This is a genomic window from Enterococcus sp. 9E7_DIV0242 (assembly GCF_002140975.2).
GTDB lineage: Bacteria > Bacillota > Bacilli > Lactobacillales > Enterococcaceae > Enterococcus_L > Enterococcus_L clewellii.
The window spans coordinates 959,455-984,358 of sequence record NZ_CP147247.1 but is presented as its reverse complement, the minus strand read 5'-3'; the positions used below and the strand labels follow the sequence as shown (position 1 = coordinate 984,358).

Here is a 24,904-nt window from a genome sequence, read left to right as displayed (position 1 = left end):
GAGATATTGGTTGTGAGCCTCCTTTTAATCTTGAGAAAAAACAAGACCTTGAATAATATAAATACGAGAACGAAAATGATAGAAATTACGGTAGCCATAAGCAATCCGTTTGATTACCTTAATCTTGTTATTCAACCCTTCTGTAATCCCATTAGAAAAAGAAAAACTGAACGCATTGGTAATTCCTTGCTTGTGCTTCTTGAAGAATCTCAACTTCTTTTTGAACCAGAAAGGCAGTCGGGGATCTAGTGTATCAAGTTCTTCAAAGAAACGCTTAGCTTCGCGATGAGTAAAGGCATATTTAAGAAACTGAATGGTATCGTAAGCAATACGCAAGGTTGAATCGTAGCTAAGTAATTCATCGACAATGTCTGTCTGAGTTAATGGACGTTTGAATAGTGAATGATAGGGACGATGTTGACTATCCAATTCAACTGAATCTTTTAGAAGTAACTTCCAATACCGTTTGAGTCGACGGTATTGCTTCTGTTCTTGTGGTGAGGAATGCCGAAAGGCATTCATTGTCTTTATCCGTAGTTGATTTAATGCTCGATTCATTTGTTGGACAATGTGAAATCGGTCAGTAACGAGTTGGGCATTTGGAAACACGGACTTGAGTAATTGATCATAGCTCGCATTCATGTCCATGACTAGGTACTTTACGTTTTCTCGGGCTTCTTTTGTGTATCGCATAAAGTGTCGGGTTAAGTGCGTCAGTCGACGGTCTTCAAGTACTTCAAGAATCTTGTTGGTTTCTCCATTAACACAAATAAAACTCATGGCCCCTTCGCAAGATTTCATTGATTGGAATTCATCAATACATAAAATCTTTGGAAGAAATCGCCAATTTGGAGAATAAGAAGCAGCTAGCTCCTCCATTAAGCGAAGAACCGTCACGTCTGAAACGAAATGTTTTTGGGCAATCTCTTTCCTAGAAACATTTTTCTTTAAATCAAGTATGATTTGGAGACAGAGTTGCTTTGATAAATGATGGTGTTCTTCAACTAACTCTGTCTGAGCGTGAAAAGTTGAGTGACACTCATGACAACGAAAGCGCGAACGTCTCAGTTCCAATAAAGTCAGACGACCATTAAATGCAGGTAATTGAGTGTGTGTCCGATGGTAACCATTTTTGATGATCTGCCCTTGATTTTTTATCCCACAGTTTTTGCAATGTGTAGGTATATACGTAAGTGTTGCTTTGATGACCTGAGCTTCAACCCCTTTTAGGTGTCTGTATTCAAGCCAATCCTCTCCAAAGGAGAGATGTTTATCTGTTAGTCCAAGCAATAATCTGGTATTCTTATCCATAGAGGAACAACCTTTCTGATGATTTGTGATTTTGGTCGATTTCATTTTATCAGTTTGTTGTTCCTTTTTGGTGTTTAAACACTTAAAAAGTGTTGGTAGATTTTCCTTAAGGATTTTCCACCAACACAATATATTATAGAACCCAAATAACTAACAGTAGAGCTTAGGAAGCATTCATTTGAGTGTTATCTTAAGCTCTTTTTTGTATCATTTTGAGAAGGCATAACAAATGGCACTGGTTTGTAATCGTGCTATACTTGAAACTGTAGAATCGTAGTGAGAAGAATGCTGCGACAAATGATTAATACTACTAAAAATCTTTAAAGTTAAATTGACTATTGGTTGAAGGGGAGCGTAAGCATGGAAAAAATGAAGGAGAGAATCGTTGCGTTTGGAGATGCAATTATTGCAATAATTATTACGATCATTGTGTTGGAGTTACCCATCAAGCTCTCAGCGGCGGGTGAAGTAGATATGTACATCCTTTTTCGCTCCATTGGTATCTATTTTATCAGCTTCTGTTTCGTTGCTGATTTGTGGTATCAAGGAGCACAAAAATTTAATCAAATCAAAAAGGTAAAAAACAAGGATTTTGTTATCTATATGCTATTTCTTTTTACGCTATCCTTAGTTCCTACATTTACTCGATTGTTGATTGAAGATACAAATCGACAGGTCGTTTTTTTCTATGGAATCCTGAGCTTTATTGTGACATTTTTATGGACACGTCTTGTTTATTCTTTAGGGAAACAAATAGAAGAGAAAGATCGAATGCCTGAATTTTTCCGCCAACGTGAAAATAAGCGGCAGAAGGTCTTACTGGGGTTCCGTTTGGTTCTGCTAGTGATCGCTTATTTCTCGCCTAGATTAGGTTTAGTTGTTTATTTGGCATTGCCAATCATTGGCTTTATGCAAAATATTATCGATAAAGAAGAAGACCGTTATGTGTCACAAATGAATGAGGAACAAAAAGATTACTATGTTGATGATCTACGAAGGGATCGCGGGAGTAATGTTCGAAAGTATATGGAACTACTGCGTTCTTCTCTGGGCGATGACTCGAAAAGTAAGACAGACAAGCAACAGTGGTGGGTCAACTTCAATGATCAATGGAAAAATGAGCTGGAAAGGCAATCTGAAGCGTTGGATGAAAAAATAAAAAACGCAGCGAATCCATCAGAAAAGCAGCGCTTTGAAAGAGAAAAACAACGTCTGCTGATGGAACAACAGAAAATCCAGCGAATAAGAAATAGAACCAATGAGCGAATCAATCATTCAAGAGGTAAATAAACTAAAAAACAAGCCCATAAATCAGTTCAATGTACTGATTTATGGGCTTGTTTTTAACTGATTTCTGTTAAATACTGATTGACTTCTTCAGCAGTTAATCTACGAATTTCTGTGTCTGTAAATGTTTGATATGGTGTGACTTGGTAGATAGGGACATTATCAAAACATTCCTTATTCTTGTTTTTATGCAGATAACTATTAAGTGCATCTCTAGTTGGAAAAATTTTGAAGGACTCCCGCCCATTTTTATCAGTGAGACAATAAATACCACACGCTCTTTTTTCAGAAACATCCGCTGTTCTCAAATAAAGAATCGCTATTTCAAGAGAGCGGAAGGGAAAGTACCAACGTTGTACCCCGCGTTTTTCATCTTTTTGAATACAAATACAACGGCCACAACTTCCACAAATATACTGATCATGATTTTCTAAGCAATCTCTCACACCACTTAACGGAGTAATTCTGTTATTTTTACTGTAGCATTCCTTGCACTCACCCATGATAGAGCCTCCTTTTAATAGTTAAATACTCAAGCAGATAATAAAATTATGTGGTTATTATTGATGGTTGAAACATCCAGCAATTCAGTGATCATTCAACAGATAAGGAACCGACTTCAACGGATTTTAGTTGACGGAAGGTTAGGAAACAGGCAACCGAGAGTGGAACTGCGGCAAGTAACCATGCTAACGGATTTGCTAAAGTCAATCCGAAGAAACCAAACTGTCCGGACAGAAGAAAGGCCGCGACAAAACGACTGATCAATTCCATCACCCCTGATACTGTAGGAATGAGACTTTGTCCCAGGCCTTGAAGTGTAAAACGGCAAATGAACAGGATCGAAAGTAGCCAGTAACTCAAACCGTTGACTTGTAGAACTTGAATGCCTAGATCAATGACCTCATTTTCACTGCGATTGACAAACAGACCAATCAGCTCAGCTCCGAACAGCCAGTTGATTGCCCCCATCACTATGGCAATAACCAATGAAATGAAAAGAAGTCTCTTGAAGGCGTAGCGGATGCGTTCGATTTTTTTTGCCCCCAGATTTTGTCCGGCAAAGGTAGCGAGAGCAGTTCCCAACGCCTGAACAGGCATGGATGAGAAAAACTCAATTTTTCCTGCTGCAGTAAATGCGGCAACTGCTGCCGTACCTAATTGATTTAGGGAATATTGTAATGCGACTTGTCCCAGGCCAATAATGGAATACTGAAAGCCCATCGGAATGCCTAAAGCAAGTTGCCTACGTACTTCCTGTTGTTCCATCTTGAAATCTTTTTTCCTGATTTGCAGTAAAGGAAAGCGGTATTTGATGAACCATGCGCAACCCATTGCAGCAATAACTTGGGCAATGACTGTTGCAATTGCGGCACCACGAACCCCCATTGGAATGATTTGGATAAGAAACCAATCCAAAAAGACATTCAATATAGAAGCAACGATCAGAAAATAGAGGGGGGTTCGACTGTCACCTAAGGCTCGCAGCATATTACTTAATAGATTAAATGCAAAAGGGGCGATACTTCCTAAATAGATAACGGATAAGTATTGATAAGACAGCTCCATGATTTCTGGTGGCGTCTGCATAAAAGTAAGGAGTGGTCGGATAGATAGAAAGCTGATCACAGTAACAACAACCGCAATAAACAAGCTCAGTAAAATACTAACCGCAAAGCTTTCCTTGACTTTTTTCTCATTTTTACTACCAAAATGCTGAGATAAAATAATTGAAAATCCTGCTCCGCAACCTTGCGTAAAGCCTAGTACAACAAACATCAGACTTCCTGTTGCGCCCACAGCAGCCAATTCACTTACACCAAGCAGACGGCCGACGATCATCGTATCTGCAAAATTATAAAATTGTTGAAACAAATTACCAATGAAAATTGGTACCATGAACCATAAAATTTTTCTAATTGGTTCTCCTCGTGTTAAGTCCTTTTCCATAATACTCCTCAATCCTTTTTTAATCGAACTTACGTTCTTTTAAAGTCTAGCATTAGTCTGTAGCCTCGTCAAGATGAGAAATGAAAGGGCGTTCTTTTTTCTGAATTTTATGCAAACATCGACACAGATGACCGAGTTTACCAGCTGTATTCAAACTGCAGTAATCTTCATTTATGCTGGATTGATAGTGTTCTTTAATAAAGAATTGTTTTTACCAAAGTTGATTGTTCGTCAGGGAGCACGAGTTAGAGCTTCTGCTAAACTAAAAACAGATTATTGAATTTAAGCCTTGATGAATCAATTAATAGAAGTACTTTGTTTGATAACATCAATATCAGCAAAGTACTTTTTTCCTATTTCTTTCTCTTTTTATTTGTTATCATTATTTATAGTAAATATAGACTGCTGTTTTTGTGAGGACATAACAGTTGTAGACAAAAAAATCCCTTAGTATAAATATTCTATTTTGAGTAGGGGCAGATGGAGAGAATAATATGGGACAACGAGCGAATTTGATTATTATGGAGAACAGTGAGTACACACTGTATTATGATCATTGGGCAGCGAACTCATTGGATGCGTATTTGTTTTGGGGGCCGGAAAAGGCGGTTACTTTTTTCAAAAATCATGAAAAATCAGGAGAAGAATATTGGCTGGACACAGTTTGGTGTGAGGGGGGCGCAGTCATTGATTTAGATTTGAAGGTATTGTTGTTCTTTGGAGGAGAGGATATTTTTTATGATATTCACCTTCGCAATACATATTTGAAACTGCTATCAGAGATGTGGCCAGAATATCTGATCAAGTGGGCCCATCATGGTGTGCTGGATTTAGCGGAATATGTGGGGTACAGTAAAATTGAGGAGCTTAATGAATCAAGTGCTTCACCTCGTAATGTAGAGTGGAAGGAATGTTTCGATTGCGGGGATGGAAAGGAGTTGGAAGGTGCTCTGAGTATTGTTGATCAGGGGACATTGCTGATCTATCCTCTATACGGCTACGATGCTGGTAGTAAGGTGCTAAATTCCGGAGAAATACTTATAACAGTGGTAGAAAACTATGAAGGACAAGTTCATTTTGAGTTTCCAGATTTATCTACAGAAAGTTATCCGGATTTTGCTCGAGCAGGTATTCATATGGACTGTGCGAGTCGTACGCTATTTTATTGGCTGGCTGATTCATCGGAAATTTCTGATGAGCAGTTACAGATACTATGGCCTGATTGGACGATTGTCAATCTTTTGGATGATTATAAAAAGCATGAGCGATTGACGCAACAACATCTGTTGTTTTTAGGGTGTGAGGAGGAGCGACTGATCGATCGGATTCGCACCATTGTTTGTGGTTCCTATGGAAAAGGAGACAGCCTGATTGATGAGCTGACTGAAAGTCTTAAAAAAGAGGGCAAAGAGGTTCAGGTTAATCCATTGATTCATGCTACGAATTTATTTGAAATGTCGACCAAGCGGAAAGATCAACTTTTTACTGAAGCTGTTGCTAAAATTATTTCATGAGTTGTTTGATGGACTAGCGCATGAAATGGTTCAATTACTTTAAATAGAGAAAAAAGCTTGAATCAAATGAATAAAACAAAGGCTTGAGCGACTTTTGTTTGAAACATAGGATTCAGGCTTTTTTATAGCTTCAACAAGAAGAAAGCCGCAGCTGCCGCACCTTCTTCATTTTTTTCATCGTAGTAGGCAAGTACCTCTTCAGAGAGTAGACCGGTTTTTTTATAAATTCTTCCTCTTTTATAATAGGCGAGGATTTCTTTTGAGAGTAACCCTTTTTTCTTATAGAGTTCATGGTCTTTGTAGTAAGCAACAACGTCTCTTGAGAAAAGTGTTTCCTTCGTATAGATTTCACCATTCTTATAATGACCTAGTCGTTTTTTAGAAACGCCATCCTTTTTGTAAACGTCACCATTTTTATATGAGCCTAGTACATCTCTTACCAACAATCCCTTTTTCATAAACAAATCTGCCATTTTATCACTCCTTTTTGCTTTATTTCCTTTTAGTTTAGCACTTGGTAGATTGCGTGGTCAAGAATAGATCGAATGATGGAGAGGCTCATTCATAGGAAAAACCAGCAAAGACTACTTCGGTCCTCACTGGTTTTAGCTAGATCAATTATCGGAATTAGTTGTATAGAACGCTCTTTAAGAAGTCGATTCTTTTCGCAATATTTTCTTGCGTAAGGCTGCTGTTTGGTTCAGCATCATAGCAATGAATCGTTCGTTTTGTTTCGTTCAATTGAACGGGTACGCCAGCTTCTTTCATTGCCAGTGCGTAGTTACGTCCTTCGTCTCGTAGACAGTCGAATTCTGCTGTTTCCATATACGCTTTAGGCAGGTTTTCAAATGATTCTGCTTCGACAGGAGAAACATACTGAGGTGTACCAAAGTCACCATTTTTCAAATAAAGTGCCCACATACTATCGGAAAGTGTAGAATTCCAAATAGGTGTGTCCGTGAATGCCTTCATTGATTCTGTATTCATACGTGCATCTGTTGTTGGGAAGCACATCATTTGGCCAACGATCGATGGTCCATTTTTATCTCTTGCCATTTGAGCAACAGCTGCCGTCATACAACCACCAGCACTGTCGCCACCGATAGCGATTCGATTCGTATCGATGCCAAGTGTCTCTGCATTTTTTACAGCCCATTCCAAAAGAGAATAGCAATCGGTCAATGCTGCCGGGAATGGATGCTCTGGTAACAAGCGATAGTCGACATAGATGACCTTGCAAGGAATTTTCAATGCATATTCACGCAGTAAACCAATGTGGTGAGCCATACCTGTCATTAAAAATGCACCAGCATGATAATACAATAGACAAGGGGCATCCTTAGTATCTACCAATGTGTGCGGTTCAATGATTTGAATGTCACACATATAGCCATCAGAGCTTTCAAACTGTGTTTTAGTGATCTTTACTTCATCATCGCTTTCGTTAGCTGCCCATAATTTGCGCAACTCTACATTCAATGCTGCATAATCCTCAATAGTTGCCGTATTTAGGAAGGCATACTCCTCACTTATTTTATCAAAATCTGGATGGTAATCATGTTTTTTTATCATAGAAACGCTCCTTTGTTTTGGAATTGCTTACATTCTATCATTCTTTTGAATAAATATCTATATTTAGTTAATAAAACTTAATAAAATGGTATAAAATAATATTTGAAAGATATAAAAATTTTTGCAAATAAAGCGGAAGATATTTAGTTTTTTTGTTATTTAAAGAGAGATTATCCTTTTTTTAAAGTTAATTATTGGTAGACAGTCTGTTCGTTTACTTATCAAAAACCGGGCTTGAAACTGAGAATAGTTTTCGAAGGGGATGATGGTAAAAGGGAAAAAGTTGTATCAGATGAGATGTGCTATTACAGCAATAAAAAAACGATCCGCACATCTATAAAATAGATGTTTTGCGGATCGATCAATAGAAGAAGCTTTACAGAAAAAGAAGTTTTTACTTCTCCTTTTTTCTAAAAGCATAGGATTTAAAATATTCCGGTTTATGGCGTTGAGTAAAGCTATAAACGGTCAAAATCAATGCACCTAAAGTGTTTGTCAGAAGGTCGCCCATGGTATCCATCAGTGCTTCACGCCCGATATAAGGCTGACCAGCTTCGGTCATGTAGCGTTGCAGATTCATATTTCCAATACTGTCACACAGGAATTCCCAGAATTCCCAGAAGACGCCACACAGCCCTGCAAAAGCAAAGCCCATCACGATGAATAGCCAAGGACTGACTTTTGCGAAATCACTGTCCTTCATATAGTAACCAATCAATGCATATCCAACTGCAACCAATAAGATCGGGCTGACCGCATGAAGAATCTTATCCCAGAATGGAATCACGATAATCATTCGCAGACCTGTTCCTAAAAAGACTGAGATCCATAAAAAGAACCAGTAGTATAAGCGAACGACTTTCGGAAAAACCAGTCCGGTAAAACGAGTAAAGACAAACGGTAGAAAAATAATAGCGATACCAGCAATCATTTCTACTGTCAATAGCTGATATTGGCTGACCGGTTCCATGATAAACATCTTAACAATATTTACGCCTAACGTGATGACTCCGAAAATTAGCAGGAAGAAGAAGGCGACTCGTTCCTGTTTGTCCTCAAATTGTAACTTCATTTTTTCTCCTCCTGAATAGTGAATGATTATTTTTCAATAAATTCCTGTATTGCTTCTAAAAATGCCGCTTCGGTATTGAATACTGCACCATTTAGCTTAACCAAGCCTACTGTATAAAGATTTAGGTAGTGAAATTGATTTTCGGCTGTTTCTTGAAGCGCAGCCAGTTTTTGTGAATTATCTGCTCCTTGCTGACGGGTATCTGTGTACAAGGCTAATACAGGGATTCCTTTGGCATAAGCTACGCCTATTTCTGAGGCTACTCCGGCATCAATAGTCAAGCCATCCAGAACAGCAACCAAGAGATCACTTTCGAGCACCTTCTCCGTGTCTGCCAGAGCAATCATCTTACTGTCGGCATAAGCTGCCTTATCGTTGATAGCCTCGTTTTCTTGAGGTAAGTATACATCAAGCTGTTCATCCAATGCACGTATTTCTTTTACCAAATATTCATTATAAAGTAAATCAGCCTTAGCAAACATTGGACCGGCGAAATAAATTTTCATTATAGATATCCTCCCAAAATTAAGTTGAAATAAGATGTAATAATTGATCCGCTGTTTCTTCTATAGATAAAGCGGAGGTGTCGATACAGATTGTGTCAAGTTTTTGATAAAGGGGTAGTCTTGCAAGACTATTTTCCAATCTCTCTGAATTACGTAACCCTTGATGGACATCTGCCATAAAATGTGCGGCTAATGTCTGTTCATCACTGATTAGCGAGAAAGAATGAAATAAGAAAGGCTCAGTCAAACCGGCGAGCAGTTCATCAATGATGGACTGTTCATGCATGACCCAACAAAATACGATGGTTTGAATCGTCGTGTTTTCTAAAAAGGAATTAAGCAAGAAGATGATATTCTTTAAAACCATCTGTTTGTTCTCGTCATTCGCAACAAAAGGATGGAGATCCCAACACCAGTCACCGTCAAGGAAGACTGAATGGTCCAGTATTTTTACTAGTCTTTTACTGACGGCAGTTTTGCCGATGCCCATGGGGCCTCCGATAAATATAATCTGTTTCATTTGCTTGCTCCTTCGATTTAGATGTGGCGGAAAATACTGCTGTTGATCTTTTTAGTCAGACCTTAGAAATCATCACTAAAGTAGGCTTCCTGATCTGGCAGGATTCGTTCCAATGCATCCAATGTCTCCTGATCTGTTTTCAAGCGCTCGATCCGATAAAGATAATTCGGTCTGCGGTAATTCATAAACAAACAGGTCAACGTCTGAATGTTCAAGCTGACAGACTGACCGATAGGCTGGTCACTGACTGTTAATAGACCATTTTCCTCCCATGCCAACGAAAAAATACCATTGTTCCATTCTGCCACAGGATCTTCAACAATGAAATGAAAAGGTTCTGTCGTTCGTTTGAACGGATAGGAAGCAAGAAATCCTTTGACATCGACGATGCGTGCCATGAAATAAGGCTCGATCTTTTCTTCGATTTGGCTATCCTCCAAAAGAAAGGCCAGCGGTTCGTTTTTATAGATACTTCCTTGCGCCCAGTAAATCATAGAAAAGTGGGCAGTGATGAAATTCCATAATCCGTTTCTGGCCTCTTGGTCCAGATAAAACATTTCCTTGATGTGAAAAACCTCCTCGGCTACCCAATAAAACAAGACACCAGTAGGCTGCTGCTCTGCGTTGTAATAGATGGCTGCTGTTCGTTCCTCTTCATTTTCAAAGCGCCAGTATTCCTTCCAGTTGAATTTACTGCGAATCATCGCACCATGATTCTGCAGAGCGAACTGGTCATAAACTGTAAAGACATCCTCATGATCGACAGCTGCTCGTTCGACCATTCCTGGCACATCAATTGTTTTTGGCAGCTGAGTATCCCGAATTTTGAAGGACAGCTTATCCGACATGATTTCCCAGCCTTTTCGGCGATAGTAAGGAATACTGTAGGGATATAAATAGGAGATCCACTGCTTTTCTTCTTTCATGGTTTTCAATGCAACATGGATTAAATCTTGCATCAGTCCATGATTAGCATATTCAGGATAGGTGCCCACTCCTGTGATCCCACCCATTTCGTAAATCGTTCCGTGAATATTTACCCGACAAGGATAGATCGATATCTGTGAAATCAGTTTATTCTCGTGAAACCAGCCAAACACCTTGGACAGTTCCAGAATCGGTCGTTTTGAACGGACAAATTCTCGTTTGTTGTCAAAGCCGCTTTCCTCCAGATCAGATTCTGTAAATTGGAAGACATAGCTGAGCAGCTCATTGAACTGATCAAGGTATTCTTCACCAACAGGCTTCAGCTCCAATTGTTTTCGAAATTCGTTCTGATCCATTTTTTTCCTCTCCATTTTTCATATTTTATAACAAGTATATCAAAAAATAAGAAAACATACAGGGATGGACTAGGGTTTTAAAAGACTGTGCGGAAAAATCTACTAATAGTGTAAAAAAGTAAAGGAAGAAAGGGAGGAGCAGCTATCTTTCTCAGTAAGTTCGCTTTATTCTAGGAAGAAAAACGGATTCTTATTGTATCATCGCTTCATTTGATGAAAGTTCTTTAAATCTGCAAAAAACCTTGTTATAATGAGAATTGCTGATTGAAAAGAAATGAGGAAGACAATGAATATAAATGATATGAAAAAACGGCAGGAGAAAATTCGTAATTTTTCCATTATCGCGCATATCGATCATGGGAAATCGACGCTTGCTGATAGAATACTAGAAAAAACAAACACGGTCACTTCTCGTGAAATGCAGGCACAATTGCTGGACTCGATGGATCTTGAGCGGGAACGTGGAATCACCATCAAACTGAATGCCGTTGAGCTGACTTACACAGCGAAGGATGGAGAAACATACATTTTTCACTTGATTGACACACCGGGACACGTCGATTTTACTTATGAAGTGTCGCGTAGTTTGGCTGCTTGTGAAGGAGCTGTTCTAGTTGTCGATGCAGCTCAAGGAATCGAAGCACAAACCCTTGCCAATGTGTATTTAGCGCTAGATAATGATTTAGAAATTTTACCAGTCATTAATAAAATCGATTTACCTGCAGCTGACCCGGAGCGTGTCCGTCAGGAAATCGAGGACGTGATCGGGATCGATGCCAGTGAAGCGGTTCTTGCCAGTGCTAAAGCAGGAATTGGAATTGAAGATATTCTTGAACAGGTCGTAGAATATGTTCCGGCACCAGCAGGCGATGTTGAAGCACCATTAAAAGCGTTGATTTTTGACTCTGTTTATGACAGCTATCGTGGCGTTGTATTGAATGTCCGTATCATGGACGGCGTAGTAAAGCCAGGCGATAAAATTCAGATGATGAGTAACGGAAAAACCTTTGATGTTACTGAGGTTGGTGTGTTCTCACCAAAAGGGGTCGCCAGAGATTTTCTGATGGTAGGCGATGTTGGGTACATTACTGCCAGTATCAAAACCGTACAAGATACGCGTGTTGGGGATACTGTTACCTTAGCCGAAAATCCAGCAGAAGAAGCGCTGGATGGGTATCGGAAAATGAATCCGATGGTCTATTGTGGGTTGTACCCAATCGATAATTCTCGTTATAACGATTTGAGAGAAGCACTTGAAAAGCTGCAGTTAAATGATGCGGCATTGCAGTTTGAACCGGAAACATCACAGGCCTTAGGCTTTGGCTTTCGCTGTGGTTTCTTAGGGTTATTGCATATGGATGTTATTCAAGAACGATTGGAAAGAGAATTCAATCTTGAACTGATCACAACAGCACCGTCTGTTATCTATCATGTGAACAAGACAGATGGCTCGCTGGTAGTAGTAGATAATCCGGCAGATTTCCCTGATCCGGGTGTGATCGACTCAGTGGAGGAGCCTTATGTAAAAGCACAGATCATGGTACCAAATGACTATGTTGGTGCAGTTATGGAGCTTTCACAGAGAAAACGTGGTGAGTTCATCACAATGGATTATCTGGATGATTATCGTGTAAATGTGGTGTATTATATTCCACTATCAGAAATCGTCTTTGATTTCTTTGACAAGCTGAAATCAAGTACGAAAGGCTATGCGTCACTGGATTATGAAATGAGCGATTATCGTACCAGTCGTCTAGTGAAGATGGATATTCTTTTAAATGCAGAGAAAGTGGATGCGCTGAGCTTTATCGTCCACAGAGACTTTGCGTATGAACGTGGAAAAGCAATCGTTGAAAAGCTGCGGAAGCTGATTCCTCGTCAACAATTCGAGGTGCCGATCCAAGCCGCGATCGGACAGAAAATCGTTGCCCGTTCCGATATCAAAGCTTTGCGTAAAAACGTATTGGCGAAGTGTTATGGCGGGGATGTTTCCCGTAAGCGTAAGCTATTAGAGAAGCAAAAAGAAGGGAAGAAGCGGATGAAGCAGATTGGATCTGTTGAAGTACCGCAGGAAGCCTTCATGGCCGTACTGAAAATGGACGAGGATGAACCGAAGAAATAAGACATGGTCGTGTAAAAGTATCTCCGAAAGGGGGTACTTTTTTTGTGGAGTGATTTGATAATAGAGATGCTGGAAAAGAACATTGAAGTTTAATAAAGTCGTAGGTACAAGTAAAAACTTGAAAAGGGCTAGTTCAATTTCGATTAAATTACATTTTTTTGTAAATGCTGACTTACGAAAAAAACAAGATAATAATTAAAAAATATCTTATTGCCGAATACGTATGCGTTTACAAATGGAAAATACTGTGTTAATATTCACTTGTTCGAACAAGTTGTTTTTGCAAGTCATTGCAAGCAAAAGAGAGGGGTGAGATATAAAATATAGCATTAAATCAATACCCGTAAGTACGCGAAAGGAACAGACAAAGCATGAAAAGTACAGCAATCAAATCAGAAAATATCCAACAAACCAAACTTAGAAGCATTCACTTTAATCGCTTCCTACTATTTCGTTATCTTACTGCAATTTTTTTCTTTATCAATCTATATTGGAGTATATTATCTTTTTCGAATTTAACTATGGGGATAATGATGCCGTTAGGGTTATTACTAATTGATATCGCTATCATTATTGAACAAACAAGGAAGTATTGGCAGCCTTCTAGTACGTTACTTGTAACTAAAGCAGGTTATGCTATACAGATATTTAGTAATTTATTGGCTATGCTAATGATTCTATTTGGCTATCAGCAGGTATTATTTCCTTTTCTTAATAGTAGTGGGCGTGGGTTGCTTCTTCTGTTACTTACTATAGGAAGTATTGTTGGTGGTTTTGTGGAATGGCGCATATGGCAAATTGAACACAATAAAGATGCTTATTTGAAACATATGGCTGTGTTTGAAAAAAGTGTACGTAAAGAAGGGTGATAGAAAATGGAATCAGAAAACAAATTATTTAAATTTTTGAATAACTATTTAATGGGACCGATGGGAAAATTATCTCAATTAAGAATTGTACGTGGCGTGATGGCTGCAGGGATGGCATCAATTCCATTTACAATAGTGGGCTCAATGTTCTTGATTATTGCTGTATTACCACAAAGTTTTCCAGCACTACAAGGGATTTGGGATGTTTCATTTGCACGTATTGAAAGCTTATATATGTTAGCAAATATGGCAACCATGGGGATTCTGGCTTTATATTTCTGTATTGTATTTGGTTATGAATATACAAAGATTCAAGCACAAGAGGAAAAAATCAATCTGAATCCAATGAATGGTGCATTATTGTCAATGATGGCTTTCTTTATGTGCTTACCAGAATTGATTTTTGAAGGTGGAGTCGCTACATTAGTAAACGTGGTTACTGATGATCAAAAAATTATCGATGGGTGGTCAATGGCTGGAGGCGTGACTCGTCTGGGAACAACAGGGATCTTCACGGCGATCATTATGTCGATTATAGCTGTGAAAATTTATGTGTTGTGCGTAAAACGTAAATGGGTGATCAAGATGCCTGAGACTGTTCCGACAGGTGTTTCCAATTCATTTACTGCTCTAATTCCAACCGTTCTCATCGCATTGACGGTGATTGTTATCAATGGGTTGCTGATTGCTGCTGGAACGGATATTTTTAAAGTAATTGCGGTACCATTTGGTTTTGTAACGAATTTGACAAATACATGGATTGGTTTGCTAGTTATTTACTTCTTGATGCATGCACTTTGGATCGTAGGTATTCATGGAGCGACGATCGTTACGTCATTTTTGACACCGATTGTTTTATCTAATATGGTTGAAAATCAAGCTGGAGCGAACTTGCCATTTGCCGGAGAATTTAACAACAGCTTTGTTACAATCGGCGGGTCTGGTGCTACCTTGGGGATGGTTATTTTCATCACATTTTTTGCAAAATCAGCACAATTGAGTGCGCTAGGTAAAGCTGCGGTAGTACCTTCTTTATTTAATATCAATGAGCCGATCTTGTTTGGGATGCCAGTCGTTTATAACCCATATACGGCGATACCTTTCTTCTTGGCACCTATGAGTTCGATGTCAGTCGCTTACTTTGCTATTAAACTAGGATTGGTGAATCCGCCAATTGCCCAAGTTGCTTGGCCAACACCTATGGGACTATCAGGGTTTATTGGTTCAGGTGGGGATTGGCGGGCGTTTCTCTTAGCCGTTATCTGTGCATTGGTTGCCTTTCTTATTTGGTTCCCATTCATTAAATTTTATGATGGAAAATTGTATCATGACGAACAGGAAAAAGCGAAAGCTATCAATTAGAAATATACGATTGAGAGTTTGGTATGATTGGTTTAATATAAGATATGAGGGTAATCATAGTCTGAAAAGGAGTGTTCGAAGTGGAGCGCAAGAAACCAATTGATATTAAAACGCTGGTCGCAGAAATAGCAACTGAAATTCAAGAGGGCACATTAGCAGATGAAAATGGCAAGTTGCCAAGTGAGCATCAATTGATGGCTTATTATAAAGTATCACGTTATGCTTTACGACAAGCTTTGGCACAATTAGGAGATATGGGATTCATTTATCAATCTCAAGGCATTGGCTCTTTTGTTCGTCCTGAGCGCCATGAAACAATCAAAAATATGCAAAATAACCTGGGGATTACAGAAGAAATCGCTCGCCCAGGGCATACAATTGAAACAGTCAAGGCTAGTCAGCGAATTGTCAGTGTTGGAGAGGCCGATTTTCTTCCTAAAAATGGAAACATTCCGCATGATGTGCCGCTTATTGAGATTGAACGTTTCAGAGCTCTTGACGGTGCGCCTTATTTGGTTGAAAAATCGTATTATTTGCAGTCTGTCATCAAAGAGATTCCAGAAGACTCCTTATATGATTCGGTGTTCAATTATTTTGAACAGGATAAAGAGATCAAGATTGGTTTTATAGATAAGGTCATCAGTAGTGAAGAACTTTCTGAGCCGGGCGCGAGTTTTTTCAACTTACCAGTTGGTGCGCCTACTTTAGTAGTAAGGGATGATACCTTTTTGAGTTCAGGAAAATTGTTGGCTTTTTCAAAAATTTACTATGACTACCGTAAAGCAGAATTGTTCATGTTCAAAAAGACGTATTGATATAAGATTGGTTAGTGAAAGAGGATGGAGCAAACACTTGCGAGTGTTTGTTCCATCCTTAATTTATGTCGTTTAAATTTTATCCAAAATCAATTGTGCACAGTCGATTTGGTTGGGAATGTTGCCATTTTCATCTTTGACACGCCAAATATCAGGTGTGATTTCATCAACGACATACATTTTTCCATCTGCATCATAACCAATTTCAATTTTGAAATCAATTAGGGTCAGTTTCATTTCAGCTAAAGCATCCTTAAGAACAACACCGACTTTAGTTAAAATATTTAAACCTTCATCATATTGCCTTGGCTTTAAAATGTCTTTCATCTGGCATAAGCGGTCAGTTATCAATGGGTCGCCCTGTTCATCATCCTTCAAAGTCACTTCCAAATAAGGCGGGTCAAAAGGGAGTCCTTCCGGTAAAGTGAAACGGCGACACATACTACCTGCTGTGAAATAACGTAAAACAAATTCTAGATTTGGAACAGTCAGTTGGCGAACCTTCATTATTCCTTTTTCAATATCTGCATCTAAGTAGTGAGTAGGAATACCATTTTTTTCCATCAATTCAAAAAAGTATTTGGAAATAGTCAAGCCAACCTTTCCTTTGCCGTCAACGCTGCCGCCGACCGTGTTGGAGCCTGGATCGAAGACGCCATCTTCACCAGTTGCGCTATCCTTAAATAATAAGTAAACCTCTTTGTTTTCTTCATCTAGTAAGACTGTTTTTGTTTTGCCGTCGTACAATTCCTTCATGCTTTTCCCGCCTTCTCTAAAATTTCTAGTGTTTTCACTAATGATACCATTGGATATTTTAACTGTCGATTATTTTTCGTCTTTTGGTATTTAAAAAATGAATAAAGTTCGTGTTTAGCTTTTTATATATGGTTAAATCGTATTAAATGTTTAGAAATATTGTTATTGTTCGTGTTTTCCGTTCGATAGAATTGTTTCAAAGCAGAGTTCATACGATTTGTTTTGAAGAAAGAAAAGACGTATTTTCTATACAGTGTCATAAAAGAAGATGCCAGTGATTTCTCGCTGACATCATAACTGGGAGTTTTGATTTTCTATTTTACGATCGGCGGAGTTCCTTCCGCATTTCCGGCAATTGCTTCGATTTGGATCAACGCATTTTTAGGTAACTCAGAGACAGCTACGACTCTTCTGGCAGGTGTGCCATTAGGGAAAAAGGTGCCATAAACTTCATCCACTGCAGTAAGGTCTGCGATATCTTTAAGATAGATATTTACCTTCACTAAATCCTCCAAAACATGATCAACACTCTCGATAATCGCTTGGATATTTCTCAGGCATTGCTCTGTTTGCTCTTTGATACTATCAGCTACGAGCTCACCAGTTTGTGCATCTATAGGCAGTTGAGCTGAGATATTATTATAGTGAGAAAAAGCGACTGTTTGTGTAGAGAGAGAGCTAGCAGGTGCCGCTTTTGTATTGTTGGCTTCAATGATAAGGCCATGTCTATCCTCAATTGCTTGTGGAGGAGTACCATCACCATGCGAAACCACGGCTTCGATTTGCACCAAAGCATCCATAGGTAAAGCAGCGGCTGTAACAACAGATCGTGCTGGAACATAGGCTACCGCTCTGGCAATTGCTGAATCAGGGAAAAATGTCTTATACACATCGTCTACAACATCAATATCAGCAAGTTTTTTTACAAAAATAGTAATTTTAACAATATCATCAAATGGCACATCAATGCTTTCTAAAATCGTCTTAATATTTTTCAAGCATTGACTGGTCTGTTCTCTGATGCCGCCAACGACTAGCCTGTTTGTTTTAGGATCGATCGGTAACTGGGCAGAAAGATTATTGTAGTGAGAAAAAGAAACTGTCTGCGTAGAAAGAGCATTAACTGGCGCTTTATTTGTATTGTTCGTCAGCTTTATCAGGTCTCCAGCCTGTGGCGCATTAGGGATCGTCCCCTCACCATTTGAAACCAGAGCTTCGATTTGAACAAGAGCATTCATGGGTAAAGCAGCGACTGCAACGACCGTTCGTGAAGGGAGATAGGTTGTGAAAAATGTTTTATAGACCTCATCTACAACCTCGACATTCTTAATGTCTGTCACAAATACAGTGATTCTGATGATATCACTCATTACATGATCGATGCTATTTATGATTGCTTGAATATTTTTGAAGCATTGCTCCGCTTGCCCTTTAATCCCGCCGTCTACTAATTTACCAGTCTCTGGATCTAAAGGTAATTGAGCTGAAAAATTATTATAGTGAGAGAATGCGACCGTTTGGGAAGCTAGAGGATGGTGAGGTGCTTTATCCGTGTTTCTCGCTAATACGATGTTATCTTTTGTCATACTTGTGTACTCCTTTGATTATCATTTTATTTGTCGTTCAAGATAAAAGTCTAATCTATTGCATGAGTTTAGTCAAGCGCTTTCATTGTTGTTTTTAAAGGTTTTTTTAAGCGTTTGGAAAACTTTTTTTATTATGACGGATCGGCAGGATAATTAACGTGAAAATCATCGATAGCTGGCTGTGGGAAAATCGTCATTAGTTATGTTAAATTCTACGCAAGTGAGTTGACGTTCCAAGACTCAGTTGATATGTCATACTGCAGGAAAAATGGTGGAACACAGCAATTGCCTGATTGTATTGTTTTGGTCAATGAGAAATCATACTGAAACGGCGAAACTGGATGAACGAACAGATCGTTATACTCCAAAAAAAACTCCTGCCACAGCTTTTTAGTCTGTAGCAAGAGTTTTTTTTGGAATTGCGCTCTATCTCGGATCAATTCAGCTTTCTCACAGAATCCCGACACACAAGCTTTGTGTTGAGGAAGAGCTGTTTTTTTACTAGCGATGTTGTTGTTCCCTGTTCAATCAAAGAAATGGCTTCTTGAGCTATTTCTTTGATTGGCACATGGACAGTTGTCAGCTCTGGTGTGATCACTCGGCTTTCAGAGATATCATCAAAGCCGATGACAGAAAGCTTTTCCGGTACGTTGATGCCCAATTTGGACAATGTTTTGATTACGCTAATCGCAATATAGTCATCTTCACAAAAGACAGCAGTGATATTCTGGATGAATTCCAAAAATTGCTCCTGTTTGTTTTGAATCGGATTGATTTCCATCCCAGGCAAATAGAATTTAGGCATATCTGCAGGGGAGAGCCCAAAAGAGCTGACTGCTGCTTTAAAGCCACGTCTGCGATCATAAAAGTTATTGATTCGTTGAATGCCCTTGATATAACCGATCTTTCGATGCCCCATTTCCAGCAGATGTTGTGTTGCATCATAAGCACCGAGAAAATTATTCATCGTAATCGTATTACAATCAAGACTGCTGCATTGTGTATCGAGAATAACCAGATTATCAAAATGTTCATTGACCGTCTTGATGTGAGAAGCTGTAAGGTTGGTTCCTAAAATGATGATGCCATCGCTGGTATCATGTTCTTCAATTTTAGAAAGCTCGTTGAAAAGGAGCTCCTTCGGCATGCTGTTGGTCGTTAAAACATGTCCTTTTGCTCCTATTTCAGTGGAAATATAGGACAACAACTCTTTGAAAAAAGGCAGCTGATCATAATTTTCAGGAACGACATCCTCATTAGTACAGGCGATAAAGCGAATCTTCAATTTGTGTTCTTCTTTTTTTGTTCGTTTTCTTAATGGACTGTAGTCATATTTTTCAGCAATCTCCAAGATATATTGTCTTGTTTCATCACTTACTCCCGGCTTTCCATTCAATGCCAGAGAAGCAGCTGATTTTGATACCTTAGCGAGTCTAGCTACATCTTCTAATTTCATCATTCATTCCTCCGCATGTTCAATTTATCATACAACCGAAAAACAAGCAAATAAATTTAGTAGAATAGTTTATCTATTTTAGTTATCTCTAACAGTATATCGCTAATTTCGGATTTTTATTCGTTAGATAAGGCGATAAAACACTTAGTTTAGTAAACTAAAAATTATTTTTAATAAAATTTCGTTTTATTTATTGTTTGTTCAGTTGAACGATGCTATTCTGATTTTGAAGAAAGCGTTTCATAATTATTATCGTTGGAATGGAGTTGGAAAGAATGGATAAAGTCACGATCGGTTTTGCCCCGACAAGAAGAAACTTATTCAGTGCGGAAGCAGCCATTGAATATGCAGATTTAACACGAAAAAAAATGGAGGATATGGGCATTTCCTATATCGATATTCAAGACATCAATCAGGACGGTTTACTTTACGATGATGAAGGGGTAGAAAAAATCGCAGCGAAGTTTAAGGCAGAAGGTGTCGATGGCCTATTTTTGGCCAATGAGAATTTTGGGACGGAATATGCCTGTGCCCGTCTGGCTAAAAAGCTTGATGTTCCGGTACTGTTATGGGGACCGAAGGACGAAACACCGGCAGAAGACGGCTCACGCTTGAGAGATACACAATGTGGATTGTTTGCGATCGGCAAGGTTTTGCGAAGGTTCAATGTCCCATTTACCTATATCAAGAACTCTGATATCGATACGCCTGAGTTCGAACGAGGCCTGAACGATTTCATCAAGGTATGTAATGTAGTGAAAACCTTCAGAGCAACGAGGATTTTGCAGGTTGGTCCGCGGCCTTTTGATTTTTGGACAGTGATCTGTAATGAAGGCGAGCTATTGGAACGCTTCAATATTTCACTTTCTCCAGTTCCAATTAAGGAAGTTGTCCAAGAGATTGAACGGACTAAGACAGAGGAGTATGAAAAAATCGCAGCTGTGATCGATTACTTCAAGAAAAATACGGAGGTGCAAATCACGGAGGAAGAGCTGGAAATGGTCGCAGCTTTAAAGGTAGCGTTGCAAAATCTTTGTACGGCATATGGTTGTAATGCCGGAGTTATTCAATGCTGGACGGCACTGCAGGATGAAATCGGCATATTGCCGTATGCATCGCTGTCATTACTTCAAGAAGAGGGCATTCCTTTTGTTTGTGAGACGGATGTTCATGGCGCTATTTCGGAATTGTTGATCGAGGCAGCATCACTTGGAGAGCATCGAGCAATCTTCGCAGATGTGAATTGTCGTCATCCGGAGAATGAGAATGGGGAGCTGCTGCAGCATTTAGGTGTTTTTGCCTACTCAACGGCAGAAACAACGCCCATTTTACCGCCACGCCATTTCGTTTTTGACTATCCTGGTTCTGTAGCGTTTCGTGCAATCAAAGATGAGTATACCTTGTGCCGTTTTGATGGGGACCATGGGGACTATTCTCTTTTGATGGGAACTGGAAAAGGGATCGATGGACCCTATAATCAAGGGACCTATCTTTATTTAGAATTTGAGAATCTGAATCGATTGGAATTCAAGCTGGTAGAAGGGCCGTATATCCATCATGTGGCGGCAGTAAGAAAAAATGTTGTGCCGATTTTATATGAAGCCAGCAAGTATTTAGGGATTCAACCAGATTTTTATGATCCAATCGAAGAAGAAGTCAAAGCTTATTTGAGAGGAGACTAAAGATGGAAATCATTGAGCTGAAAAAGAAAGCGATCGAGATTCGAAAGGATGTCCTTCAACTGATTTACAAAGCAAAAACAGGACACACAGGTTCTGATTTATCTTGTACAGACATTCTGGTAGCTCTTTATTATCATATTATGACTGTCGATCCAAATCAGCCGGAAATGGCTGATCGAGATCAATATATCCAAAGCAAAGGGCACGCAGCAGAGGTGTTGTGGGCAGTGCTTGCGGATAAAGGTTTTTTGAGCAAAGAGGAGCTGCAGTCCTTTTCGAGCTTTGGTTCTCGTCTCATCGGTCATCCCAATAATAAGGTGGACGGCGTTGAAATGAACACAGGCTCTCTTGGGCATGGTCTACCGGTATCTGTAGGGATTGCTTTAGCTGGAAAAATGGATAAAAAAAAGTATCACACGTATACCTTGTTAGGTGATGGGGAGCTTGCCGAGGGTTCTGTCTGGGAAGGTGCGATGGCCGCAGCAAATTATCAACTGGATAATTTGACAGCGATTATCGATCGGAATGGATTACAAATTAGCGGGCGATCAGAAGATGTTATGTCGATCGAACCATTAGATGAGAAATGGCGCGCCTTTGGATGGGATGTACAGGTGCTAGATGGGAATGACATGACTGAGCTTGTACGGGTACTTTCTGAACCCAATCAGCCTGGAAAACCTAAAATGATCCTTGCGAAAACGATCAAGGGCAAAGGCTTCTCGGAAGCGGAAGATCAAGCCGGCTGGCATCATAAGGTGCCGACAGAAGAACAGCTGACAAAAGCGTTAGCAGAGCTTGATCAGCAAATGGAGGTGTTGATCCATGGAGAAAAATAATACAGCAAATAAGCAAGCAATGTGTGAGGTCTTGATCGAAGCAGCCAAGCTAGATCCGTCTTTACTGGTTTTGACCAGTGATTCTCGGGGCTCAGCTTCACTTGGGGCGTTTGGACAAGAACTGCCGGAGCAGCTAGTGGAGGTTGGTATTGCAGAACAGAATATCGTCAGTATTGCTGCAGGACTGGCTCATATGGGCAAGCATCCCTTCGTAGCTTCTCCGGCATGCTTTCTAAGTATGCGGAGTATCGAGCAGATCAAAGTGGATGTTGCTTATTCTAATAAAAATGTGAAGCTGGTAGGTATCAGCGGTGGTGTCAGCTATGGAGCGTTAGGGATGAGTCATCATTCATTACAGGATATTGCCGTGACACGTGCGATCCCTAATTTACAGGTCCTGCAGCCGGCCGATCGATTTGAAACGGTTCGCATGTTTCAAGCTTTAGTTGATTCAGAGCTGCCGGCTTACATCCGTTTAGGTCGCAATCCAGTTCAGGATTGCTATGAAGGACTGAATTATACGTTTGAAATCGGTAAGGCTGTGACGATGGTCGAAGGAAAAGATGTCACATTCATTGCAACAGGTGAGACAGTAAGACAGGCAATGGATGCAGCAGGATTATTGAAGGTCCAAGGCATTGAAGCAGAGGTTCTGAATGTTCATTCCTTGAAACCATTTGATACTTTGGCTGTTCTTCAGAGCGCTAAAAAAACAGGCTATGTCATTACAGTGGAGGAACACAGCTTGTATAACGGGCTCGGGGCAGCAGTGGCCGAAGCGTTATCAGAGGAAACGGGCATCAAGCAGAAAATCGTCGCTTTTCCAGATGAAGCGTTGATTACAGGTTCGGGACCAGAGTTATTCCGTTATTACGGCTTAGATGGGAAATCGTTGACTAAAACAGCCAGCGAATTCATTGGTGGCTGATATGGCAAGAAACTATCAGATGGTCCTTGATCAGAGTACCTCAGGAACGAAGCTGTTGCTATTGAAAGATGGCAGGATAGTGCAGCGCTACGATAAAAAGCATAAACAATTTTATCCTCAGAACGGGTGGGTCGAGCATGACCCGCTCGAAATCTGGGATAATGTGGAGGCATTGCTGACGTTGCTCTTTCAGGAAAACAGCTTGGAATATTCAGATATTTCAGCATTATCAATCACCAATCAACGGGAAACGATCTTGGCATGGGATAAGACAACAGGCGAGCCGATTTACAATGCAATCGTCTGGCAGTGCAATCGAAGCGCTGCACTTTGTGAGTCATTGATCGAACAAGGAATGGAAGAACTGATCAATCAAAAAACTGGTTTACGGATCGATCCTTATTTTTCAGGGACTAAGGTCAAATGGCTGTATGATGAGCTTCCGGAAGTTGCAGAAAAATCTGGAACCGGTGAGCTGGCCATAGGTACGATCGACAGTTGGCTGATCTGGAAGCTGACGGAAGGCGCTGTTTTTGCAACGGATGCCAGCAATGCCTGTCGTACATTGTTATACAATATCAACACCAAGACATGGGATGATGAGCTACTCCAACTTTTTAGTATCGATCACAAAGACCTTCCCGAAATCAGAAAAGCAGATAGCGTATTTGGTGCGTATCAAGGAATCCCCATCATCGGTGTTATGGCAGATTCGCAGGCGGCATTGCTGGGTGAAGGCTGTAGAGCATTTGGCGATGTGAAAATCACAATGGGTACGGGATGTTCTGTCATGATGCAAATCAATAAGCAAAATAGCCTGAGGGACCTTCGGATTTTAACGACGACAGCGTGGCAGCAGAAAAAGGACGAGGCCTATGCTTTAGAAGGAATCATTCGTTCCTGTGGTGATGCAATCAACTGGTTTTCCCAAGCAATCACTGCAACAGATGATATCTCTGAGCGGTGTAATAAGGTATTATTAAAGCGTAAAGAAGAGTCTGTCTTTTTTATTCCGGCATTGCAGGGCTTAGGCGCTCCTTTTTGGAAGAATACAGAGACAGCTGCGTTTAATGGTATCACACGAACGACGACACAAGAAGAGCTGCTGCGGGCAGTTCTCGAAAGTATCATTTTTCAAATCAAAGCAGTACTTGATGTGATGGAGGAGGTCTCCAATCAACCTATCAATCAAGTATTTATTGATGGTGGTGTATCTAAAAACAGACCTTTAATGAGCTTGCTGGCGACATTATTAAATAAGGAAGTTATCGTAAGCGAAGTGGAGGAATTTTCGGCATTGGGTGTAGCAATGCTGGCTGAGCCCACTATCCAATGGGAAATCCCACAGGAAAGATTTCAACCATCCATAAAACAAAAAGAGGTATATGGGACTTACCAAAAATGGAAGCGGTTGATTGAGCAAGAGCTCAGTGATAGTGACGGAGAATCAGGCGAATAGGAGAGGAAGGTGTCT

Annotated in this window: 22 protein-coding genes; 10 read left to right on the top strand and 12 right to left on the bottom strand. The window is 39.9% G+C overall.

Going from position 1 to position 24,904, the window contains the following annotated elements; translation table 11 throughout:
* Positions 1–24: 24 nt before the first annotated feature.
* Positions 25–1,311, bottom strand: a complete 1,287-nt coding sequence (locus tag A5888_RS04620) for an ISL3 family transposase (protein ID WP_086348038.1) — start codon at positions 1,309–1,311, stop codon at positions 25–27.
* A gap of 360 nt (positions 1,312–1,671) precedes the next feature.
* Here A5888_RS04620 and A5888_RS04615 point away from each other — a divergent pair, with 360 nt between their 5' ends.
* Positions 1,672–2,601 (top strand): TMEM175 family protein, encoded by a 930-nt coding sequence (locus A5888_RS04615; RefSeq protein ID WP_086348037.1) that lies wholly within the window; start codon positions 1,672–1,674, stop codon positions 2,599–2,601.
* Between the two features lie 53 nt (positions 2,602–2,654).
* Here A5888_RS04615 and A5888_RS04610 read toward each other — a convergent pair whose 3' ends face one another.
* Both A5888_RS04610 and A5888_RS04605 read right to left on the bottom strand, forming a co-directional pair.
* Positions 2,655–3,101 (bottom strand): hypothetical protein, encoded by a 447-nt coding sequence (locus A5888_RS04610; protein ID WP_086348036.1) that lies wholly within the window; start codon positions 3,099–3,101, stop codon positions 2,655–2,657.
* Positions 3,102–3,192: 91 nt separating this feature from the next.
* Entirely contained in the window at positions 3,193–4,548 is a 1,356-nt protein-coding gene (locus tag A5888_RS04605; protein WP_086348035.1) for an MATE family efflux transporter, read from the bottom strand.
* Positions 4,549–5,042: 494 nt separating this feature from the next.
* Here A5888_RS04605 and A5888_RS04600 point away from each other — a divergent pair, with 494 nt between their 5' ends.
* Positions 5,043–6,062, top strand: a complete 1,020-nt coding sequence (locus A5888_RS04600; RefSeq protein WP_086348034.1) for a hypothetical protein — start codon at positions 5,043–5,045, stop codon at positions 6,060–6,062.
* 122 nt (positions 6,063–6,184) lie between these two features.
* Here the strand turns inward: A5888_RS04600 and A5888_RS04595 are convergent, their stop codons facing one another.
* The 6 genes from A5888_RS04595 to A5888_RS04570 all read right to left on the bottom strand — a co-directional run bounded on the left by A5888_RS04595 (position 6,185) and on the right by A5888_RS04570 (position 11,015).
* A complete protein-coding gene (locus tag A5888_RS04595; RefSeq protein WP_086348033.1) occupies positions 6,185–6,535 on the bottom strand; it encodes a hypothetical protein in 351 nt (116 codons plus the stop codon).
* Between the two features lie 154 nt (positions 6,536–6,689).
* The gene (locus A5888_RS04590) at positions 6,690–7,634 is read right to left on the bottom strand and encodes an alpha/beta hydrolase (RefSeq protein ID WP_086348032.1); all 945 of its coding nucleotides are present in this window, start codon (positions 7,632–7,634) and stop codon (positions 6,690–6,692) included.
* A gap of 394 nt (positions 7,635–8,028) precedes the next feature.
* Complete coding sequence (locus A5888_RS04585; protein WP_086348031.1) at positions 8,029–8,706, bottom strand: hypothetical protein; 678 nt, start codon at positions 8,704–8,706, stop codon at positions 8,029–8,031.
* Between the two features lie 26 nt (positions 8,707–8,732).
* The gene (locus A5888_RS04580; RefSeq protein WP_086348030.1) at positions 8,733–9,212 is read right to left on the bottom strand and encodes a nucleoside 2-deoxyribosyltransferase; all 480 of its coding nucleotides are present in this window, start codon (positions 9,210–9,212) and stop codon (positions 8,733–8,735) included.
* A gap of 19 nt (positions 9,213–9,231) precedes the next feature.
* Positions 9,232–9,732: an AAA family ATPase gene (locus A5888_RS04575; protein ID WP_086348029.1), complete on the bottom strand. Its 501-nt coding sequence runs from the start codon at positions 9,730–9,732 to the stop codon at positions 9,232–9,234.
* A 62-nt stretch (positions 9,733–9,794) separates the two neighbouring features.
* Complete coding sequence (locus A5888_RS04570; protein ID WP_086348028.1) at positions 9,795–11,015, bottom strand: GNAT family N-acetyltransferase; 1,221 nt, start codon at positions 11,013–11,015, stop codon at positions 9,795–9,797.
* Positions 11,016–11,301: 286 nt separating this feature from the next.
* Here A5888_RS04570 and lepA point away from each other — a divergent pair, with 286 nt between their 5' ends.
* From lepA to A5888_RS04550, 4 genes are all read left to right on the top strand, one after another.
* Positions 11,302–13,137, top strand: coding sequence for a translation elongation factor 4 (gene lepA / locus A5888_RS04565; protein ID WP_086348027.1), 1,836 nt, complete (start codon positions 11,302–11,304; stop codon positions 13,135–13,137).
* Positions 13,138–13,508: 371 nt separating this feature from the next.
* The gene (locus A5888_RS04560) at positions 13,509–14,006 is read left to right on the top strand and encodes a hypothetical protein (RefSeq protein WP_086348026.1); all 498 of its coding nucleotides are present in this window, start codon (positions 13,509–13,511) and stop codon (positions 14,004–14,006) included.
* A gap of 6 nt (positions 14,007–14,012) precedes the next feature.
* Positions 14,013–15,368 carry a PTS cellobiose transporter subunit IIC gene (celB, locus tag A5888_RS04555; RefSeq protein WP_086348025.1) on the top strand — a complete coding sequence of 452 codons (1,356 nt, stop codon included), beginning with the start codon at positions 14,013–14,015 and terminating at the stop codon, positions 15,366–15,368.
* A gap of 80 nt (positions 15,369–15,448) precedes the next feature.
* Entirely contained in the window at positions 15,449–16,183 is a 735-nt protein-coding gene (locus A5888_RS04550; RefSeq protein WP_249274415.1) for a GntR family transcriptional regulator, read from the top strand.
* Positions 16,184–16,255: 72 nt separating this feature from the next.
* On the opposite strand, the gene A5888_RS04545 is transcribed toward A5888_RS04550, so the two are convergent.
* The 3 genes from A5888_RS04545 to A5888_RS04535 form a co-directional block, all read right to left on the bottom strand.
* A complete protein-coding gene (locus A5888_RS04545; protein ID WP_086348024.1) occupies positions 16,256–16,939 on the bottom strand; it encodes a phosphoribosylaminoimidazolesuccinocarboxamide synthase in 684 nt (227 codons plus the stop codon).
* Positions 16,940–17,253: 314 nt separating this feature from the next.
* Complete coding sequence (locus tag A5888_RS04540; protein ID WP_086348023.1) at positions 17,254–18,525, bottom strand: RidA family protein; 1,272 nt, start codon at positions 18,523–18,525, stop codon at positions 17,254–17,256.
* Between the two features lie 436 nt (positions 18,526–18,961).
* Positions 18,962–19,984, bottom strand: coding sequence for a LacI family DNA-binding transcriptional regulator (locus A5888_RS04535; RefSeq protein ID WP_086348022.1), 1,023 nt, complete (start codon positions 19,982–19,984; stop codon positions 18,962–18,964).
* A 272-nt stretch (positions 19,985–20,256) separates the two neighbouring features.
* Between A5888_RS04535 and A5888_RS04530 the strand changes: the two genes are divergently transcribed.
* The 4 genes from A5888_RS04530 to A5888_RS04515 are packed head-to-tail and all read left to right on the top strand — an operon-like array spanning position 20,257 to position 24,889.
* Positions 20,257–21,663 (top strand): L-fucose/L-arabinose isomerase family protein, encoded by a 1,407-nt coding sequence (locus A5888_RS04530; RefSeq protein ID WP_086348021.1) that lies wholly within the window; start codon positions 20,257–20,259, stop codon positions 21,661–21,663.
* A 2-nt stretch (positions 21,664–21,665) separates the two neighbouring features.
* Positions 21,666–22,502, top strand: coding sequence for a transketolase (locus A5888_RS04525; protein WP_086348020.1), 837 nt, complete (start codon positions 21,666–21,668; stop codon positions 22,500–22,502).
* The gene (locus A5888_RS04520) at positions 22,489–23,430 is read left to right on the top strand and encodes a transketolase family protein (protein ID WP_086348019.1); all 942 of its coding nucleotides are present in this window, start codon (positions 22,489–22,491) and stop codon (positions 23,428–23,430) included. Before A5888_RS04525 ends, A5888_RS04520 begins: the two co-directional genes overlap by 14 nt.
* Before the next feature lies 1 nt (position 23,431).
* A complete protein-coding gene (locus A5888_RS04515) occupies positions 23,432–24,889 on the top strand; it encodes an FGGY-family carbohydrate kinase (RefSeq protein WP_086348018.1) in 1,458 nt (485 codons plus the stop codon).
* Positions 24,890–24,904 lie beyond the last annotated feature (15 nt).